The following is a 17,646-nucleotide window of genomic DNA, read 5'->3' on the forward strand; positions in this document are numbered from 1 at the left end:
AGAACTCCCCCGCCAGTTCACGCCCCATCCCCACCCACTGCCACCCCTGCCCCGGGAACACCAGGACGGGCCCGGGCGACGAGGGCGCCCACGCGGGGGCCGTGCCGCGCACGACGTCGGCGGACGGCTCGCCCTCGGCGAGGGCCCCGGCCGCGGCCAGCAGCCCGTCGGTGTCCCGGCCGAGGAGAACGGCCCGGTGGCGCAGGGCGGTTCGGGTGGTCGCCAGGGAGTGCCCGATGTGCGAGGGCGGGGTGCCTGGGCGGTCGAGCAGCGCGTCGCACAGCCGCGCGGCCTGGGCCCGCAGCGCCTCGGGGGTGGCCCCCGAGAGCACCCAGGGCACCGCGGTGTCCGCCGACGGCTCAGCCGAGGGGCGTGGCTCGTCCGGCAGATAGGCGGCGGGACCCTCCACCACCACATGGCAGTTGGTGCCGCCGAGCCCGAACGACGAGACCCCGGCGAGGCGTTGCCCCGGCGGCGCGGGCCAGGAGCCGCGGTCGGTCTGCACGCGCAGGTTTAGGTCGGTCAGCGGGATGCGCGGGCTCGGCGCGGAGTGGTGGAGGCTCGCGGGCAGCTCGCCGTTGCGGATGCCGAGGACGACCTTGAGCAGCCCGGCGATGCCCGCGGCGCCCTCGAGGTGGCCGACGTTGGACTTGAGCGAGCCCACGCGCACCGGGTCGCCCGGCGGCTTGGCCGCGCCGACGACCGCGCCGAGCGCGGCGGCCTCCACGGGGTCGCCGACGGGGGTGCCGGTGCCGTGCAGCTCGACGTACTGGACGTCGGCGGGCTCGGTGCCGCCGCGCGCGTGGGCCAGGCGCAGCACCTCTTCCTGGGCGGCGCGGCGGGGCGTGGAGAGCGTTTCGCCGCCGCCGTCGTTGTTGACGGCGCTGCCGCGGATGACGCCGAGCAGGCGGTCGCCCGCGGCCAGCGCGACGGCGAGCGGCTTGAGGACCAGCACGGCGCCGCCCTCGCCGCGCACATAGCCGTCGGCGTCGGCGTCGAACGTTCGGCAGCGCCCGGTGGGCGAGAGCGCGCCCATGCTGGCCGAGGTCGCGGGGGACGCGGGCCCGGTGATGAGGTTGACGCCGCCGACGAGCGCGGAGGTGGCCTCGCCGCGGCGCAGCGTCTCGCACGCGAGGTGGACGGCGACGAGCGAGGAGGACTGGCCGCTGTCCACGGTGAGGCTGGGCCCGGTCAGGCCGAGGACATAGGAGAGGCGGTTGGCGAGCATAGCGCGGCGCGTCCCGGTGAACGCGTGGGGCGTCAGCGCCTCGCCTCCGGTCCTGGTGGTCAGCTCGGCGTAGTCGTCCCAGATGGCCGAGGCGAACACGGCGGTCCTGGTCTCGCGCAGCGCGGCGGGTACGATCGCGGCGTTCTCCAGGGCCTCCCAGGCCAGCTCGAGCAGCAGCCGCTGCTGCGGGTCCATCGCGGCGGCTTCCCTGGGCGCGATGCCGAAGAACGCCGGGTCGAAGGCGTCGACCCGCTCAAGCCAGCCCGCCTGGAGCGTCGCGGAGGCGTCGATCCCGAGCGTGCCCCTGCGGGCCTCGGGGACGTCGCCGACCGCGTCGACGCCCTGGGTGAGCAGCCGCCAGAACTGTTCGAGACCGGCTGCCCCCGGCAGGCGGCAGGAGGCGCCGACCACCGCGACCGGGGCGCAGGGGCGCTCTTCGTCTGAACCTTGGACCGACATACGCTCAGCTCCCGCGGACCGTGTGACCTGTGCTTTTGCCGTGCGCGCGGCGATGTGGCCGCGTGGTGATGGTGTGATTGTGTGCCGGTGACCCCCGGGGTCGGCTCGGGTCGGCCTCTGGCCACACCCCAGACATCCCCGGGGCGCGGCCGGGATCGCGCCCCCGCGCGGGGCGTTCGGACGTGCGGGGCGTTCGGACGTGCGGGGCGTTCGGACGCGCCGGGCGGCCGGGATGACATACCGCCGGTACATCAGGTCGCGCAGGACGTCGTCGCCGCCCTCGATGATCGCGACATGGCGCATGTCGCGCAGCAGCTTGCCGATCAGCAGCTCGTTGGTATAGCCGAGGCCGCCGAACATCTCCGAGCCCGCCCCCGCGATGGCCCAACCCGCCTGGCCGCAGAACATCTTGGCGGTGATCGCCGACTTCAGCGCGCCATGGCGCAGGAACGCGCCCGCCGGGTCGGGCCCGGCCAGCACGGCGTCGAACTCGCGGGCGGCGGCGCGGCACACGTCGCGCATCGCGGAGATCCGTATCTCCATGTCGGCGAGCTTGGCGCCGAAGAGCTGGTTGGCGGCCAGCTTCCCGCCGCCGAGCGACTTGCGCCCGCCGTACTCCATGCACAGGTCGCGGACGCAGCGGGCGACGACGACGAGGAAGTCGGCGAAGTCGGCGAAGTCGGCGAAGTCGGCGAAGTCGGCGAAGTCGGCGTCGGTGGAGAAGAACTTCTCGCCGCTGACCACGAGTTCGTCGCCGTCCACGGTGGCCGTCGTGGTGATCCTGGCCAGCTCGCTGCCCGCCGCCCGCTCGCTGCCGAGGGTGGCGCAGAAGCCGCCGCGCTCGGCGAGCGGCGCGAGAAAGGCGCGCCTGGTCCGCTCGCCGCCGCAGAGGGAGACCATGGTCGTCCCGAGCACGGAGACGAACGAGGTGAACGCCACTCCCGCGTCGCCGTAGGCGAGCTCGGAGGCGATGTCCACGCCCTGTTCGAGGCCGAGCCCCAGGCCGCCCAGGTCCTTGGGCAGCCACCAGTTGGCGAGGCCGATTCCCCTGAACTTCTCATGGACCGGAAAAGGGATTTCCGATCCCGCGTCAAGATCCGCCTGTCTTCCGATGAGTTCCGCGCGGACGAACTGCCTGACCTCGTGGATAACCTCTTCGGGCGCCACCTGGCCGCTCACTCGCATCCACTCCTTCGGGATCTCGCTTCCGCCCATCGATTCTGTGGCGCACCCCGGGGCAAGGGCCCGGCGCCGTCCCCTGGCCAGACCCCGGCCCCCAGGGGCCCTGGCCCGGGGCTTCGCCCCGGCAATTCCCCGGCCTTCGGCGCGATTCGACGGGGCCAGGGGTTTCCCCCAGCCGGACCCCAGAACGCTTATGCGCCGCTTGAGCCGCAGGCCGCGCGGCGCACAGAATGACGAGACCTGACTTGCAGGCGGACATCGGAGCGGACATCGAAGCGGGGAATTCCCTTTTCTTTCCCGACCGCCCGACGTGCCCGACCGATCCAGGGGGAGCCTCATGCGTTACGAAACTCTGGGCGCCGTCCGCATCATCGGCCCCGAGGGGCCGATGGGCGTCAACGCGCACAAGAGAAGGGTGCTGCTGGCGGCGTTTCTCGCCAGGTCGGGCCGGGTGACATCGATGCCGCAGCTCATCGGCGAGATCTGGGGAGGTGACGCGCCGCGCCGCGCCAGGGCGTCCCTGCACGTCTATGTCTCGCAGCTGCGGAAGGTCCTGCACCGCGACGAGCGCGAGCGGGGCCCCATCCGCACCGAGCCCCTGGGGTACTCCTTCCACCTGGGCCAGGACGAGTACGACGTCCAGGACTTCGAGCGGCTGGTGAACGCGGGGCGGCACGCCATGTCGCTCGGCGACGCGGCGACGGCGCTCAGCCGCGTCACGGAGGCCCTGGCGCTGTGGCGGGGGCCCGCGTTCGAGGGCGTCAGCGAGGGACCGATCCTCACGGCGTATGTGAAGTGGCTTGAGGAGATGCACCTGGAGTGCCTCGAGCTCAACGTCGAGGCCCATCTTCGGCTCGGTCAGCACCGCGAGATGGTGGCACCGCTGCACACGCTGACCGCCGAGCACCCGCTGCACGAGAAGTTCTACCTCCAGCTGATGCTGGCCCTGCACCGCTCCGAGCGGCAGGCCGAGGCGCTGGCGGTGTACCGCACGGCGCGGCGGCGCATCAGCAGGGAGCTCGGCGTCGAGCCGTGCCGCCCGCTGCGCGACGCGCACCAGGCGATCCTCACGGGCCAGGACGCCCAGCCGCTCTCGGCGGCGGGCGCGCGCGGATGGTGAACGGGGGCGTGAACGCCGGATGGTGAACGGGGGCGTGAACGCCGGGTGGTGAACGGAGGGGTGAGCGCGGGGCGGTGAACGGGGCGGTGGGCGCCGGGGAAAACGCGTTGCGCGCGCCCGGCGCCCGCGCGACGCTCCCTGGATGGTCGAGGACGCACCCGGCGAGGACGCACCCGGCGAGGACCCGCCGCGCGACGGCCGCGCGGGCATCGACGCGGCGCTGGTGCGGCGGCTGATCGCCGCGCAGTTCCCGCGCTGGCGCGACCTGCCCGTGACGCCCGTCGAGGTCGACGGCTGGGACAATCGGACCTATCGCCTCGGCGCCGAGCTGACCGTCCGCCTGCCCACGGCCGAGGGCTACGCGCCCGCGATCGCCAAGGAGCACCGCTGGCTGCCCGCGCTGGCGCCGCACCTGCCCCTGCCGGTGCCGCCCATCGTGGCGCGGGGCGCGCCGGGCGAGGGCTACCCGTTCGCCTGGTCGGTGCGCGGCTGGCTCGACGGCGAGGTCGCCACCGCCGAACGCGTACGCGACATGGGCGGGTTCGCGCGCGACCTAGCGGCGTTCCTGCGCGCGCTGTGGCGCGTCGACGCCACCGGAGGGCCCCTCGCGGGGGCGCACAGCTTCTACCGGGGCGCGCCCTGCGCGCACTACGACGGAGAGACCCGCCGCGCCCTGGCCGCGCTCGCGGGCCGGAGCGACGCGGGGATCGACGCCGAACGCGCCGCCGCCGTCTGGCGGGACGCGCTCGACGCGACGTGGCGGGGCACCCCCGTGTGGTTCCACGGCGACATCGCCGTGAACAACCTGCTGGTCAGGGACGGCGCGTTGGCGGCCGTCATCGACTTCGGCACCTCGGGCGTGGGCGATCCGGCGTGTGACCTGGTGATCGCCTGGACGCTGTTCACGGGCGCCGCCCGCGAGGCGTTCGCCCACGGCGTCGGGCAGGACGAGGGCACCTGGGCGCGCGCCCGCGGCTGGGCGCTGTGGAAGGCGGCGATCTGCCTGGAGGCCGCGCTCGACACCGACCCCGCCGAAGCCGCCCACCACCGCCGGGTGATCGGCGAGGTCCTGGCGGACCACGCCGCCCACGCCCCCTGACCCCCGCGCCTCCTGACTGGCCCCCGCGCCCCGGGCTCAGCCCACCGGAGTGTCCACCGCGGCATCCACCGCGATGTCACCGAGGGGCGCAGCCGGGCCGCGGCGGCCAGCGCCTCGTGCACCGGGTGGCGCGCGAACGCCGCCACCGGGTCGTCGGAGCCCTGCGGGGCGTCGCGTTCCATGAAAGCGCCGCTCCGACATCGGCGCCAAGGGCTGCGCTCACCTCGGGACGGCGCTCTTCCGCCGCCCGATGACATAGCCCTGCGGCGCCTTCTCGCCCTCCCGCGCCCGCCGCACCGCCGTGGTCAGGACCTCGAACCCCGCCGCGGTCAGCAGCTCGCCCAGCTCCTCGGGCCGCTGCCGGTACCAGTGGAGGCGCACCGCCTGCCCGAACGCCTCGGTGCGCTCGGCGTGTTCGTCGCCGACCTGGAAGACCAGCATCAGATGGCCGCCGGGCGCCAGGACCCGGTGGAACTCCGCGAACACCGCGGGCCGCAGCTCCCACGGCACATGGATGAGCGAGTACGCGGCCAGCACCCCGCCGAGCGCGCCGTCCTGAAGGTCGAGGGACAGCATGGAGCCCACGTCAAACCGCAACGCCGGGTAGGTGCGGCGGGCCAGGGCGACCATCCCTGGCGACAGGTCGACGCCAAACGCGTCGAGCCCCATCCCCACCAGCGCGTCCGTCAACCACCCTGGCCCGCACCCCACATCGGCCACCGGGCCGCCCCCGGCCTCGGTCACCAGCTCCGCGAACACCCCGTAAAGCGCCCGGTCGAGCGGCCTGTTGGCCAGGTCGAGCCCGCCGAACGCCTCGGCGTACGGCTCGGCCAGCGCGTCATAGGAGTCGCGCGTCGCGTCGAGAAAGTCGAACTCAGCCACGAAGCAGGACCCTAGTCCGGTGCGGGCTGAGAGAATCACCCATATGGGCAACCTCACCGTAAGGACGCACCCGCTGGGCGCAACGGTCGGGCTCGCGCTGCTGATGGTCTTCAGCTCCCTCGGCGGCGCCTGGGTGGCCGGGCTGTACGACGTGCTGCGGATCGGCGTGCTGGACAACGCGCTGGCGAACGAGCTCGGCTACATCGGGGAGATCAACGACAGCACCCGTGACCCTCGCCCGTGGGGCATCAGCCGCGGCACCATGGTCGTCATCTTCGCCGTGGCGCTCATCGGTTGGCCGATCGCCTACGCGTGGACCGTGCTGGCGCGCCGCGGCATCGGCGACCCAAACGCCATCGAGTTCGCCCTCGGCGCCGCCTGCGTGGGAGCCGCCGCCGGGTTCGTGTGGCTCTCGGCCGACTGGCCGCGCCCCGAGCCGGGCGACTGGGGCCTCTTCGAGCAGTTCGTCCGCTTCGGCAACGTCTGGCTCCCCCTCCTCATGGTCGGGATCGCCGCGCTGCTCCTGCTCATCTGGTGGACATACCCAGGCGAGCCCCAGGACAGCGAGCCCCAGGACGGCGAGCCCCAGGACAGCGAGCCCCAGGACACGGTCGACCGACCGAACGAGAGCGGCCATGCGGCGACGGGCCCCTGAGCGACCCGTCGAGTCGTCCGTTCCCCCAACCCCCGTAACGCCACGCCCCGGAGGCACACGATGAGCGCGCCGCGCGACGACACGATGGACCCCGCGGAGGCGAGAGCCATGTTCGCCACCGGCGCCGTGCTGGTGGCGCTGTCCGCGGGATACGCCGCGTTCAGGATCGCCATGGTGGTGCGGGGGGACAGCTTCCCCGGCTTCTGGTTCGGCACCGAGGTGACGATCGCGTTCCTGGTCAGCTTCCTCGGCGCCGGGTTCACGATCATCGCGGACCGCACGGAACACGACCGGTCGCTGCTCCCCGCCTTCGCGCTGCTCTTCCTCGGCGCCGCCGCGGGACTCGTCCTCGCGGCCCTCGTCTTCGGTGTCCCGCCGTTCATCGCCGGCGCCCTGCTCCTCGCGGGGCTGCTCCTTCTCCTGCTCCACCTGCGGCGGCGCCGGAGGACCGGGAAGCTGCTGTCCGAAGGGCGCAGGGCGGAAGCCGTCGTCGCGCACGTGCAGAGGTCGAACGACGACGGCGACTCGTTCTACGTGGAGGTCGGGTACACCCTGTCGTTCCCGGGCGAGGACGGCGCGCCGCACACCGTGAAGGGGCGGGCGACGTTCCCCACCGGCAAGCGGCCCGAGCCAGGTGAGACCGTGACGATCTGGTACGACCCCCGGAGGCCGGAGAGACACGTCCTCCGCCGCCACCACACCGGCGACACGGAGCCACGATGAGCGCGCGGGCGCGGGTTCCCACGTCGCGGGCCGAGGCGGTCGCCGCGCAGGAGGGCTACGGGGCCCGCCTGTCCTCCCACCGCGTCAACCGCGCGCATGACCGGCGTCTGGCGACCGGGGCGCTTATGCTGCCGATCGGAGCGGCCGTGTTCCTCGGGATGGCGTGGGCGGCCTCGCCGTGGAGCGACGGCGGCGGCTCCATCCCCGGCATGCTGCCCTCCGGCGTCGCCGGGCTGGCCTTCCTCGCCCTGACGATCTATGTGGCCTTCCCGCTGCTGGTCGCCATGTTCCGCGTCAAGGGCGCCTGGGTGCACGTGTTCGCGCGTGGCGCGATCGCCGAGAGACCCCAAGGGAACCTGTACGCCTGGGCACTCCCACGGGCCACCGTCAGATACGTCTGCTGGCAGGAGTCGTGGGAGGGCGAGCTCCGCGACCGGCCCCAGATCTGGGTCAGGTTCAGGGACGGCGAGACGATCTGCTTCGACGGCCTCGCCCTCGAGGACCGGGGGGTCCTCCCCGATGTGGCTCGCGCGTTCGGGATCGGCGAACACCCCGAGCGGATCGGCACACTCCACCCGGCCAAGGCCCCCACGCCCTTCTGAGCCGCCCGGGGCGTCGCCCGTGGAGGGGTCCTTGCTCGCCGAGACGGGCGCGTTGAACGGCATCGCGCGCCGCGCCGTCGGGGCGCTCACGTCGACGATGCGCCCCGGGCCGCGCCGCGGCAGCGGCAGGAACGCGCGGACGGCCTCGGCGGGAGCCCCGTCAGCGCGTGCCGAGCAGGGCCGCCAGCCTTCTCGTCGCCGCCTCCCTCGTGGGCGTCGGGGTGCGGCGGGACAGGTGGAGGGGGAGGTCAGCGGCGGGCGCGTCGAGGTAGGGGGCGGCGCGGAGCGCGGCGTCGTCCGCGTCGCGCGCCAGCCCGTGCTCGACCAGCAGCGCGACCGCCGCGTCCCACAGCCCCGGGTCGTCGACGAGGTCGCGGACCGTCTCGATCTCCGGCCGTCCCGGCGGGGGTTCGGGCACGGTCCAGGAGTGGCGGCCATGCCCGACCTCGTGCGTCTCCCCGCCCGGCAGGCGCACCGTCGCGCGGGTGCCCACGGGGATCACCGCGTCGACCGTGAGCCGCCCGCCCTCCCTGCGCCAGCCCGCGCTCGCCTCGCCATAGGGCGTGAGATGGCGCGCCGACGCATGGGTGAACGCCCGGTACGGGCGCGGCCGCACCGTGATCTCGCGGTAGCCCGGCGCGGCGGGCGCCAGGCCCGCCAGGGCGCGGTGCAGCCAGTCGGCGACCGCGCCGAGGGCGTAGTGGTTGAACGACGTCATCTGCCCGGGGTTGACGCTCCCGTCGGGGAGCATCGAGTCCCAGCGCTCCCACACCGTCGTGGCGCCCATGGTGACCGGGTAGAGCCAGGAGGGGCAGCCGCGTTCGAGCAGGAGGCGGAACGCCAGGTCCTCGTGGCCCGTCGAGGTGAGCGCGTCGGTGACCAGCGGGGTGCCGACGAAGCCCGTCGCGATGTGGAAGCCGCCCGCGCGCACCAGGTCCGCCAACCGCCGCCCCGCGGCCTCCCGTTGCCCCGGCGTGGGCAGCAGCGCCCACTCGATCGCCAGCGCGTACACGGTGGGCGCGTCGGACAGGACGCGCCCCGCGCTGGTGACATAGTGCCGGGCGAACGCCTCACGCGTCGCCGCGGCGAGGTCGGCGTAGCGTTCGGCGTCGGCGTCCCGGCCGAGCAGGCGCGCGGCCGACGCGGTGACCTCGGCCGAGCGCGCCAGGTGCGCGGTGGCGATGACGTCGCTGTCGGCGCGCGCCGCGAAGGGGTTGTCCGGGGGCGCGGCCGGGTCGAGCCAGTCGCCGAACTGGAAGCCCCCGGCCCGCACCCCGTCCACCGTCAGCGACGCCACCTTGTCGACCCACGCGCACATCGACGCGAACGACCGCCGCAGGATCCCCGCGTCCCCGTACCGCTGGTGGAGCGTGAAGGGCACAAAGGCGGCGGCGTCCCCCCAGGCCGCCGCGGTCGGGCTCTCGCCGCGCAGCACATCGGGTATCACGAACGGCACCGAGCCGTCGGGCAGCTGGTCGGCCGCCAGGTCGGCGAGCCAGGCGGAGAGAAAGCCCGCCGTGTCGAACAGGAAGCTCGCGGTCGGCGCGAAGACCTGGATGTCGCCGGTCCAGCCGAGCCGTTCGTCGCGCTGGGGGCAGTCGGTCGGCACATCGAGGAAGTTCCCCCTCATGCCCCACACGACGTTCTCGTGCAGCCGCTCGACGTCGGGATCCGAGCAGGTGAACCAGCCGGTGCGCCGCAGATCCGTGCCCACCACGACGGCCTCGGCCTCGAACGAGTCGAACGCGTCGAGCCCGTTCACCTCCGCGTAGCGGAAGCCGTGGAACGTCAGCTCAGGCTCGAGCACCAGCTCGTCCGCCGCGGGCACGACAAACGTGTCCGTAGCCTTGGCGCTGCGCAGCGGGCGCGTGCCCAGCTCGCCGCCCTCCAGAACCTCGGCGTGCCGCAGCGTGACCTCGCCGCCCTCGCGCGTGCCACGGGCGGTGAGCCTGACCCGGCCGACGACGTTCTGCCCGAAGTCCACCAGCGTCCGGCCCGAGGGCGACGTCCAGGTGCGCGCCGCTGGCAGCACATCCGTCACCCGCACCGGCGGCCCCTCGGGCGCGACCAGCCGCCCCAGGTCCTCGTCGAGCACGTCGACCGCGTCGGACGGGGCCTCGGGCAAGGCGCGCAGATCGGTGCGCTGCCCGTCGTAGAGGTCGTCGGCCAGCACGCCGCTCGGGCGCGCCGACCACGAGCCGTCGGTGCCGAACGTCTCCACCAGGCCGCCCTCGTACACCACCTCAAGCTGGGCGAGCAGCGCGAGGCGCTGCCCGTAGAGGGCGCCCGCGCCCGCCCAGCCGAGGCGGCCGCGGTACCAGCCGTTGCCGAGCAGCGCCTCGATGACGTTCTCGCCCTCGGTCAGCAGGGCGGTGACGTCGTGGGTGCGGTAGCGCAGGCGGTGGGCGTAGCTGGTCCAGCCGGGGGCTAGGACCTCGTCGCCGACGCGCGTGCCGCCCAGCGTCGTCGTGTGGACGCCATGGGCGGTGAGGTAGAGGCGCGCGGATGCGATGCCGGGGCGTACGGTGGCCGTTCCGCGCAGGATGGGGGCGGGGTCGCCGATACGGCCGATGGTCGCGGGGGAGACGAACCTGGCCATCCAGTCCTCTGGCACCAGCAGCCCCGCCTCCGCGGTGACCGGCTCGCTCCAGTCGGTCCAGCGCGCGCCGCTGGCCGCCCTGACCCGCACGGTGGCGCGCTCCCTCGATGCCAGCGGCGCGAACGGCCAGTCGACGAGCACCTGTTCGGGGGACTCCACGCGGCGGGTGAACGTTCCCGGCACCCCGTCGAGCCGCAGCTCGTAGGCCGTCTGGCGCCAGTCGGGGTCGTCGGTCGCGGTCGTCCAGGACAGGCGGGGCGTGGGCGTTCCCAGGCCCAGGGGGTCGTCGCGGTGCTCGAAGCGGACGGGGCTGACGGTGGCGAAGGGCATGCGGTCTCCAGCCTCGGTGGTGTCCGTGTCCGTGTCCGTGTTCGTGTCCGTGTGCGGTGCGGGGTTTGCGGTGCGGGGTTTGCGGTGCGGCGCGAGGGCGGCGCGGCAGCGGGAAGATCACCCGGAAGAACAGCCGCGGCGACCCCGCCCCGTCGATCACCGCCGACTCGTCGAGCTCACGCGGCACGGTCGCGATAAACACCCGGAACAGCAGCACGCAGAACGCCACGTGGAACGCCACCTCGACCAGGATCAGGCCGAACAGCGTCTTGAACAGGCCGACCTCCTGGAGCACCCAGATCGTCGGCACCACGGCGGGCGTGATGATCAGCCCCGACAGCACGAGGAACGTCACGGGCCCCGCCAGCCTGCCCCTGCGGCGTTGCGGCACGAACGCCACCATCGAGGCGAACAGCACCATCGCGGTCACGCTGGCGACCGTCAGGACCGCGCTGTTGATGAAGGCAATGATCAACAGGTAGTCGCGGGCCTCGATCACCGCCTGGAAGTTCTCGGCGATCCGCCAGTCGCCCGGCAGCGAGAACTCCAGCGGCGCCGCCTCCCGCTGCCTTGTGAACGCCGCGAGGACGATGAAGACGAACGGCACGACGAACACCACGGAGAAGGCGGCGATCGCGGCCGCGCTGAGCCAGTAGTGCGGGCGACGCGTCCTCACAGCTCCGCCTCCCTGCGGTTGAGGAACCGGAACAGCGGCACCACGACCGCCGACACCAGCAGGAACAGCACGACGTTCCCCGCCGTTGACAGGCCGTAGCAGCCCGCCTGGTACTGCTTATCGATGCCGTAGCACTTCCGCAGGAGCAGGCGCCGAACGTGGAGGGCGTACACGCGCGACGGCGCCCCCGCGAGGCACCACCACGCGGCCGAGGCGCACACGGGGCGGGCGGCGTGGGTGGGGTGCGCCGGGTCGGCGGCGTGCGCGGGGTGGACGGCGCGGGCGGGGTGCCGCCGCGCCGCGCGGCGTTCTCGTTCGACGGCCGGGCCCTGAACACCCCCGCATCCCCGCGCTGCTTGCGCTGCTTGCGCTGCTTGCCCTCCCTGGCCCGCCACCGTGGCTCCCGCCGGGCCGCCGAACTTCTCTTCCGCCCGCTCACCCTGGCCATGCGCCTCCCCTACCCGCCACCGGGCCCGGGAACGCGCGGACGGCCCCACGCCCGACGGCCCCGCACCGGGTGACCCCGCGCCGAGCGGCGCCGCGAGGCCCCATAGCGTGTGGCCATGAGCTCCCCGAACCCCTTCGCCACCGTGCGGCTCGACGAGGCGCCGCACGTCACCGCCCCGGACGGGGCGGCGGTCCGTCCGCTGTGCGCGCTGCCGGGCGCTAGCTTCGCCCACTTCGAACTCGCCCCGCACCAAGTGACCCAGGCCGTCTCACACGCCACGGTCGAGGAGATCTGGTACGTGATCGCCGGTCATGGCCACATCTGGCGCCGCCAGGACGGGCGTGAGGAGACCACCGCCCTCACGCCGGGCGTGTGCCTGACGATCCCGCTGGGCACAACGTTCCAGTTCCGCGCGGGAACCGACGGGCTGCGCGTCGTCGCCGCCACCCTGCCCCCGTGGCCCGACACCCCGGACGAGGCCCGCCCCGAACAGGGCCCCTGGTAGCCCCGGCCCCTACGCGAACCGCGCGGGGTCGCCCGCTCCATGGCGAACGATCTCCGCCTCGCCCTCCGAGAAGTCGACCACCGTCGTGGGCACGGTCCCGCAGTCACCGGAGTCCACGACCGCGTCCACCACATGGTCGAGCCGCTCCTTGACCTCCCACCCCTGGGTCAGGGGCTCCTCCTGGTCGGGCAGCAGCAACGTGCTGGACAGCAACGGCTCGTCCAGCTCGGCCAGCAGCGCCTGAACGACCGGGTGATCCGGGATGCGCACCCCGATGGTCTTGCGCTTGGGGTGCAGCAGCCTACGCGGCGCCTCCTTGGTCGCGGGCAGGATGAACGTGTAACTCCCCGGGGTCGCGGCCCTGACGGCCCGGAACACGGTGTTGTCCATCCGCGCGAACTGCCCGAGCTGCGCGAAGTCCCGGCAGACCAGGGTGAAATGGTGCCGGTCGTCGAGCCGCCGGATCGTCCGGATCCGCTCGACCCCGGCGCTGTCGCCCGGTCGGCAGCCGAGCGCGAAGCAGGAGTCCGTCGGATAGACGATGAGCCCTCCGTCGCGAACGATCCCCACCACCTGGTCGATCAGCCGACGCTGGGGGTTCTCCGGGTGCACATCGAAGTATCTCGCCATGCGTCGACCCTAGGGGGTGGTGGCCCTCACGGAGGATCGAGTCGCGCACCGGGGAGCCGGTGCGGCACTCATGTGGTGATTGTCCAAGGGCAAACGCTCCTTTCCTGTGGCGCACCCTCTGCGGTGAACACAACGTGCCCCGTTCCACGAGAGACCCCGGCCCCGTGCAGGCGGAACACAAGCTCGGCGCGCAGCCGCCGCGCTACTCCCCCTTCCTCACCCCCCTCAACTCATCCGCGTGACGCGCCAGCGCATCTACGCGATCGGCCAGATCCGGCCGCGTCCCCGCCAGATCGGGCCGCGCCGCCGACAACGGCCCGATGAGGCCCGACGCGTCGTCGGCGGCCAGCGCGGCGGACAGGGACGCGCGGGCGTCGGCCGACAGCTCGGGCACCGCCGAGATCTGCCCCGCCAACTGCCGCAGATCCGCGGCATGGCCGCGCGCCCACGCGGTGACCGTGCGATCCCCGGCACGGCGGTCGCGCGTGGCCCGCACCCGCTCCTCACCGGTCGAGCCCGGCGGCCCGGGGCGCACGCGCAGATAGCGCCGCTCGGCGGCCTGGCGGCTGGCCACCCCCAGGGGGTGCGCGAGATCGGCCCAGCTCGCGCCCGCGTCGCGCGCCGTCTCGATCAGCCCGGGCTCCCACCCGGCGAGCCGGTCACGGACCTGCCGCAGCAGGAGCAGCGCCCCCAGCACCTGCTCGGGGCTGGCCCCTTCGTCGGCCGCGGACTCCGGGGTCAGATGGGCGCCGCGCAGCGCCTCGTCGATGGCGCTCAGCGCCGAGAGCGCGGCGAGGAACGACATGGGTGAGCCACCCCGCTCGTCCGACGGGGGCGGCTGGCCGGATGCGGTCACGAGAGCTTCCTTTCCTGCGGCGCGGGCGCTGATGTCAGCATATCGATGACACCGCGGCTTGTCATCATCTGGATGACATGATACAACGGAGTCAGGTTCAAGCGCACTGGCAGACAGTGACCGACTGGAGGTGTTTCCGTGTTGATGCACACCGACCCCTTCCGTGAGTTCGACCGGCTGACACAGCAGATGTTCGGCGGGACGGGCACGTGGTCGCGGCCGTCGAGCATGCCGGCGGACGCGTATCGCGAGGGTGAGGACTACGTTCTCGCGCTCGACCTGCCGGGCATCTCGCCCGACGCGATCGACATCGATGTCGAGCGGAACGTCCTGACCGTCAAGGCCGAGCGCCGCCCCGCGGCCTCCGAGGACGCGCGGATGGAGATCTCCGAGCGGCCCCTCGGCGTCTTCTCCCGGCGCTTCCTGCTCGCCGACTCCCTGGACACCGACCACATCACCGCCGACTACGACGCGGGCGTCCTCACCGTGCGGATCCCGGTCGCCGAGCGGTCGAAGCCACGCAAGATCCTCATCGGCCAGCGCGCCCGCAAGGCTATCGGCCGCTGAGTCCCCGCACCGATCCACCGGCCGCCCGCACGCGGGACCGTGCTCCCCGCCGAGGGCGGCCGACCACCCCGACACCCGCACACGAGCAAGACGAGAAAGGCGCCGTGACACCGATGTCCCTTCATCCCCAACGCACCGCGCCCGCCGAGGGCTTGACCTTCGACGAGCTGCTGGAGCGGATACGCCACGAAGGCGCCTATCCGACCCATGAGCGCACGGACGAGGTCACGCGCATGGTGCTGGCCGCCCTCGGGCGGCAGCTCCCCGACGCCGAGCGCGCCGACCTGGCGGCCGCACTGCCCGACGAGGCGGCCCGCGTCCTCACCTCAGACCCCTCAGCCGCGGAGCCGCTCACCGGCTTGAGATTCGTCCAGGCACTCGCGCGCACCACCGGCGAGGACCCGGCCACCGTGCGCTGGGACACAGGATCCGTCCTCACCCCCCTCGCAGGGCTGGTCGACGACGCGCTGCTCGACCGGGTCATAGCCGCCCTCCCCTCCGGCTACGCTCTGCTGTTCGGCCGCGCAGAGCTGATACCCGCGGCCTAGGCAGGGGTCGGCGGGAGTTGCCCCCCGTCGCCCCGGGGCGTGATGACGGTGATCCCCGCCCGGGAGCCCTCGCTCAGCACCGACACGGCCCCGCTCAGGTCGCTCCGGGCCGAGCGCATCAAGCGACAGATGCGCCCCACCACCCGTCACCTCCCTCACCACACCACCCGACAACCCGTCGGCTCAGCGCCGCCCACGCAGACCTCGGCGCCGAGCCGACGGGCCAACTCCAAGGCACCAGGCACCACATCCACCACGAGGCCCAGCGCGCCCCGGGCCGCCGCGGTCATCACGGCGTAGGCCCCACCCCGCCGCGGTCATCACGGCGTAGGCCCCACCCCGCCACAGCCATGCATCGCCACCCACGCCCCGCAGTCCCCCCACGCCCACACGAAAGAAGGCACCGTCGCCCGGTCCCCGACCGCTCCGCCCCCGTTCCGCCGTCATGCCAGGTTCACGCCGAAGGCCCAGGTCGTTCCCGGAGGCCGCCGCGAAGGGATCAGTCGGGCCCAGGTCCGGGCCGCGACCCGGTGCTGGTCGGGCGTCGGCGCCACCGAGGACCCGCGAGAGCCGAGGACATGGCACGGGGAGTCGCCGCGGGGCGGCGGCGCAGCTCCACCGCGGCCGAGACCGCGGCCAGCACCAGGGCGAGCGCCGCGCACACGACGATCGCCCCACGCGGGCCCGACCGCTCGATCAGCGGGGCGGCTAGCAGACCGGCGATCCCGTAGCCGACACCCGCGCCGACGTAGAGAAGGGAGAACGCCACACTCCAGGTGTGCTCGGGCAGGGCCCCCTGCACCGCAAGCCCTCTCGCCGCCCCGAACGGCGCCTGCAACGCCCCCACGCCCCCCACCAGGACAAGCGCCATCGCCTCATGGGTGGCCAGCCCGGTCCCCGCCACACACAGGCCCAACGCACCGAGCAGCACCACGGATTGAACGGCCGCCCGCCCCGGCCACGCGCGGGACCCATAGGCCAGCCCAGCCGCGATGCCCGCGCCCGCCATCACGGTCAGCCACACCCCCGACGCGTCACCCGAGACGCCGAGCAACGGAAGGAGCCCGAAGAGCGAGACGGTGAGCCCGCCGACCGCGAGGTTCGACGCGGCTGTCTGCGCACACGCGGGAAGCAGCGGCGCCAGGTCGCGGGCCATCTCCCGGCCCGACACCACCCGTTGAACGCCGACAGGGCGCACGTCCCGCTGCGCGAAGGCCAGCACGGCGCCCAGCGCGGCGAACCCCGCCATGACCGCCGTGGGCGCAAGCGGCCCAAGCCCGCCGCCGAGCCCCGCGACCAGGGCCGGAGCCACCATCCACGCCGCGGTGCCCGCCGCGGACTCGAGCCCGAGCGCCGCCCTGGCCTCACCCGGTGCCAGCCGCAGCACCATCGTGCGCAGCCCGCCGATCGCACCCGCCGCGACCGCCCCCGCCGAGGCCGCGAGCGCCGCCAGCACCACGAGCGGCACCCGCCCCGCCAGCGCTACCGCAAGACCGAACAGCACCGCCTCCGCGCCCAGCACCAGGGCGAACTCCCGCCGCACCGGCCGCCGGTCGAACCTCCGCCCCAGCGGCGCGGCCGTCAGCGCCTCGGCCAGCGCGTGGGTGCCGACCAGCACCGCCCCGGTCGCCAGCGAGCCCTCCGCGCCCCGCCCCAGATAGACCAGCCCGAGCGGCGCCATGGCCACGGGAAGGCGCTGGCACAGGAGCAGGGCGAGCCAGGGCCGCAGGCCGGGGCGGCGCAGCAGCACGCCATATCCGTTACCAGTCATAGAATTAGACGGTAAGCATGGCGTGAGAGGGCGTCAACGCCTAGAGGAGTGGGCGGAGTGAGTGCGGTCAGCGTCGCGCCGGGAGCGTTGGAGCAGGTCAGGACGTTTCTCAACACCTGGCGCCTGCCGAATGACACGCGGACGCCCGAGGATCTGCTGCCCGGGCTGGCAGGCGCGGAGGCATCGTGGCGCGCCGCGCTGCCCGATGTGGCGCCGGTCGGCGAGGGCGAGTGGGATGAGTTGCTGCGGCTGCGCGCCGACCTGAGGGACGCGCTGGGCGAGCGCACGCCCGACGGGCTGCGGGAGTGGCTGGCCCGCCACCCGGTCGTGGCGGCGCTCGGCGACGACCCGCCCGTGCGGCACCGGCCCCAGCACCCCGGCGCGGTCGGCGACCTGCTGGCCCTGGTAGTCGACGCCGTGGCATATGGCCACTGGCCGAGGCTCAAGGCGTGCCCCGACTGCCGCCATGTCTTCTACGACCACAGCCGCAACCGCAGCCGCACCTGGTGCGGCATGTACGCGGAACGCCCCGATGGCCGCGCCTGCGGAAGCATCGCCAAGGTCCGCACCTACCGGAAGCGCAGGCGCGAACAGGCCGTCTGAGCACGGCCGTTCGGTCCATGGTGGCCGCCGGGGCGCGGCGGCCACGACACAGGCGACGGCGAGGTCGGCCACCGGGGCCTGGAGAGGGCGTGGCCGCGGTGACGCTTGCCCCGGTCGTATGGTGCGGCGCCGCGACGTGTGAACGGGACGGTTGAACGCGACG

General features: G+C 73.8%; 17 protein-coding genes and 1 pseudogene. 10 read left to right on the plus strand and 8 right to left on the minus strand.

The genetic code is table 11. The features are described from left to right. The coding region (locus DEH69_RS12315) for a beta-ketoacyl synthase N-terminal-like domain-containing protein (protein WP_181727399.1) at window positions 1–2,866 on the minus strand (2,866 nt) is incomplete at its 3' end. Window positions 2,867–3,206: 340 nt separating this feature from the next. Between DEH69_RS12315 and DEH69_RS12320 the strand changes: the two genes are divergently transcribed. Together DEH69_RS12320 and DEH69_RS12325 are read left to right on the plus strand one after the other, a co-directional pair. Next, window positions 3,207–3,989, plus strand: coding sequence for an AfsR/SARP family transcriptional regulator (locus DEH69_RS12320; RefSeq protein ID WP_113686996.1), 783 nt, complete (start codon window positions 3,207–3,209; stop codon window positions 3,987–3,989). 142 nt (window positions 3,990–4,131) lie between these two features. Continuing rightward, entirely contained in the window at window positions 4,132–5,088 is a 957-nt protein-coding gene (locus DEH69_RS12325) for an aminoglycoside phosphotransferase family protein (protein ID WP_113686997.1), read from the plus strand. 219 nt (window positions 5,089–5,307) lie between these two features. On the opposite strand, the gene DEH69_RS12330 is transcribed toward DEH69_RS12325, so the two are convergent. Continuing rightward, window positions 5,308–5,970, minus strand: a complete 663-nt coding sequence (locus DEH69_RS12330) for a class I SAM-dependent methyltransferase (RefSeq protein WP_113686998.1) — start codon at window positions 5,968–5,970, stop codon at window positions 5,308–5,310. A gap of 19 nt (window positions 5,971–5,989) precedes the next feature. Here DEH69_RS12330 and DEH69_RS12335 point away from each other — a divergent pair, with 19 nt between their 5' ends. Genes DEH69_RS12335 through DEH69_RS12345 form a run of 3 tightly spaced genes read left to right on the plus strand, consistent with a single transcriptional unit; the run spans window position 5,990 to window position 7,950 of the window. Next, on the plus strand, window positions 5,990–6,625 hold the full coding sequence (locus DEH69_RS12335; protein WP_220131239.1) for a hypothetical protein: 636 nt from the start codon (window positions 5,990–5,992) through the stop codon (window positions 6,623–6,625). Window positions 6,626–6,685: 60 nt separating this feature from the next. Further along, window positions 6,686–7,348, plus strand: a complete 663-nt coding sequence (locus tag DEH69_RS12340; RefSeq protein ID WP_113686999.1) for a DUF3592 domain-containing protein — start codon at window positions 6,686–6,688, stop codon at window positions 7,346–7,348. After that, window positions 7,345–7,950 (plus strand): hypothetical protein, encoded by a 606-nt coding sequence (locus DEH69_RS12345; RefSeq protein ID WP_113687000.1) that lies wholly within the window; start codon window positions 7,345–7,347, stop codon window positions 7,948–7,950. Before DEH69_RS12340 ends, DEH69_RS12345 begins: the two co-directional genes overlap by 4 nt. 160 nt (window positions 7,951–8,110) lie before the next feature. On the opposite strand, the gene DEH69_RS12350 is transcribed toward DEH69_RS12345, so the two are convergent. Beyond that, a complete protein-coding gene (locus tag DEH69_RS12350) occupies window positions 8,111–10,879 on the minus strand; it encodes an alpha-L-rhamnosidase (protein ID WP_113687001.1) in 2,769 nt (922 codons plus the stop codon). A gap of 269 nt (window positions 10,880–11,148) precedes the next feature. On the opposite strand from DEH69_RS12350, the gene DEH69_RS31475 reads away from it, so the two are divergent. Further along, window positions 11,149–11,361 carry a hypothetical protein gene (locus DEH69_RS31475; protein ID WP_181727400.1) on the plus strand — a complete coding sequence of 71 codons (213 nt, stop codon included), beginning with the start codon at window positions 11,149–11,151 and terminating at the stop codon, window positions 11,359–11,361. Window positions 11,362–11,551: 190 nt separating this feature from the next. On the opposite strand, the gene DEH69_RS12360 is transcribed toward DEH69_RS31475, so the two are convergent. After that, entirely contained in the window at window positions 11,552–11,728 is a 177-nt protein-coding gene (locus DEH69_RS12360; RefSeq protein ID WP_220131240.1) for a hypothetical protein, read from the minus strand. Between the two features lie 390 nt (window positions 11,729–12,118). Between DEH69_RS12360 and DEH69_RS12370 the strand changes: the two genes are divergently transcribed. Continuing rightward, window positions 12,119–12,508: a cupin domain-containing protein gene (locus tag DEH69_RS12370; protein ID WP_220131241.1), complete on the plus strand. Its 390-nt coding sequence runs from the start codon at window positions 12,119–12,121 to the stop codon at window positions 12,506–12,508. Window positions 12,509–12,517: 9 nt separating this feature from the next. Here DEH69_RS12370 and DEH69_RS12375 read toward each other — a convergent pair whose 3' ends face one another. Both DEH69_RS12375 and DEH69_RS12380 read right to left on the minus strand, forming a co-directional pair. Beyond that, a complete protein-coding gene (locus DEH69_RS12375) occupies window positions 12,518–13,138 on the minus strand; it encodes an L-threonylcarbamoyladenylate synthase (RefSeq protein ID WP_113687003.1) in 621 nt (206 codons plus the stop codon). Window positions 13,139–13,340: 202 nt separating this feature from the next. Further along, the gene (locus DEH69_RS12380; protein ID WP_113687004.1) at window positions 13,341–13,943 is read right to left on the minus strand and encodes a type III effector protein; all 603 of its coding nucleotides are present in this window, start codon (window positions 13,941–13,943) and stop codon (window positions 13,341–13,343) included. Between the two features lie 189 nt (window positions 13,944–14,132). Here DEH69_RS12380 and DEH69_RS12385 point away from each other — a divergent pair, with 189 nt between their 5' ends. After that, window positions 14,133–14,561, plus strand: coding sequence for an Hsp20/alpha crystallin family protein (locus tag DEH69_RS12385; protein ID WP_113687005.1), 429 nt, complete (start codon window positions 14,133–14,135; stop codon window positions 14,559–14,561). A 113-nt stretch (window positions 14,562–14,674) separates the two neighbouring features. Next, complete coding sequence (locus DEH69_RS12390) at window positions 14,675–15,109, plus strand: DUF2267 domain-containing protein (protein ID WP_113687006.1); 435 nt, start codon at window positions 14,675–14,677, stop codon at window positions 15,107–15,109. A gap of 108 nt (window positions 15,110–15,217) precedes the next feature. Here the strand turns inward: DEH69_RS12390 and DEH69_RS32655 are convergent. Both DEH69_RS32655 and DEH69_RS12400 read right to left on the minus strand, forming a co-directional pair. Then, window positions 15,218–15,480: pseudogene (locus DEH69_RS32655) on the minus strand (hypothetical protein); the annotation flags it as partial. A gap of 128 nt (window positions 15,481–15,608) precedes the next feature. Then, a complete protein-coding gene (locus DEH69_RS12400) occupies window positions 15,609–16,880 on the minus strand; it encodes a hypothetical protein (RefSeq protein ID WP_147255539.1) in 1,272 nt (423 codons plus the stop codon). Window positions 16,881–16,937: 57 nt separating this feature from the next. On the opposite strand from DEH69_RS12400, the gene DEH69_RS12405 reads away from it, so the two are divergent. Continuing rightward, a complete protein-coding gene (locus DEH69_RS12405; protein WP_147255541.1) occupies window positions 16,938–17,483 on the plus strand; it encodes a CGNR zinc finger domain-containing protein in 546 nt (181 codons plus the stop codon). Window positions 17,484–17,646 lie beyond the last annotated feature (163 nt).

Origin of the sequence: Streptomyces sp. PT12, assembly GCF_003311645.1 — a bacterium.
GTDB lineage: Bacteria > Actinomycetota > Actinomycetes > Streptomycetales > Streptomycetaceae > Streptomyces.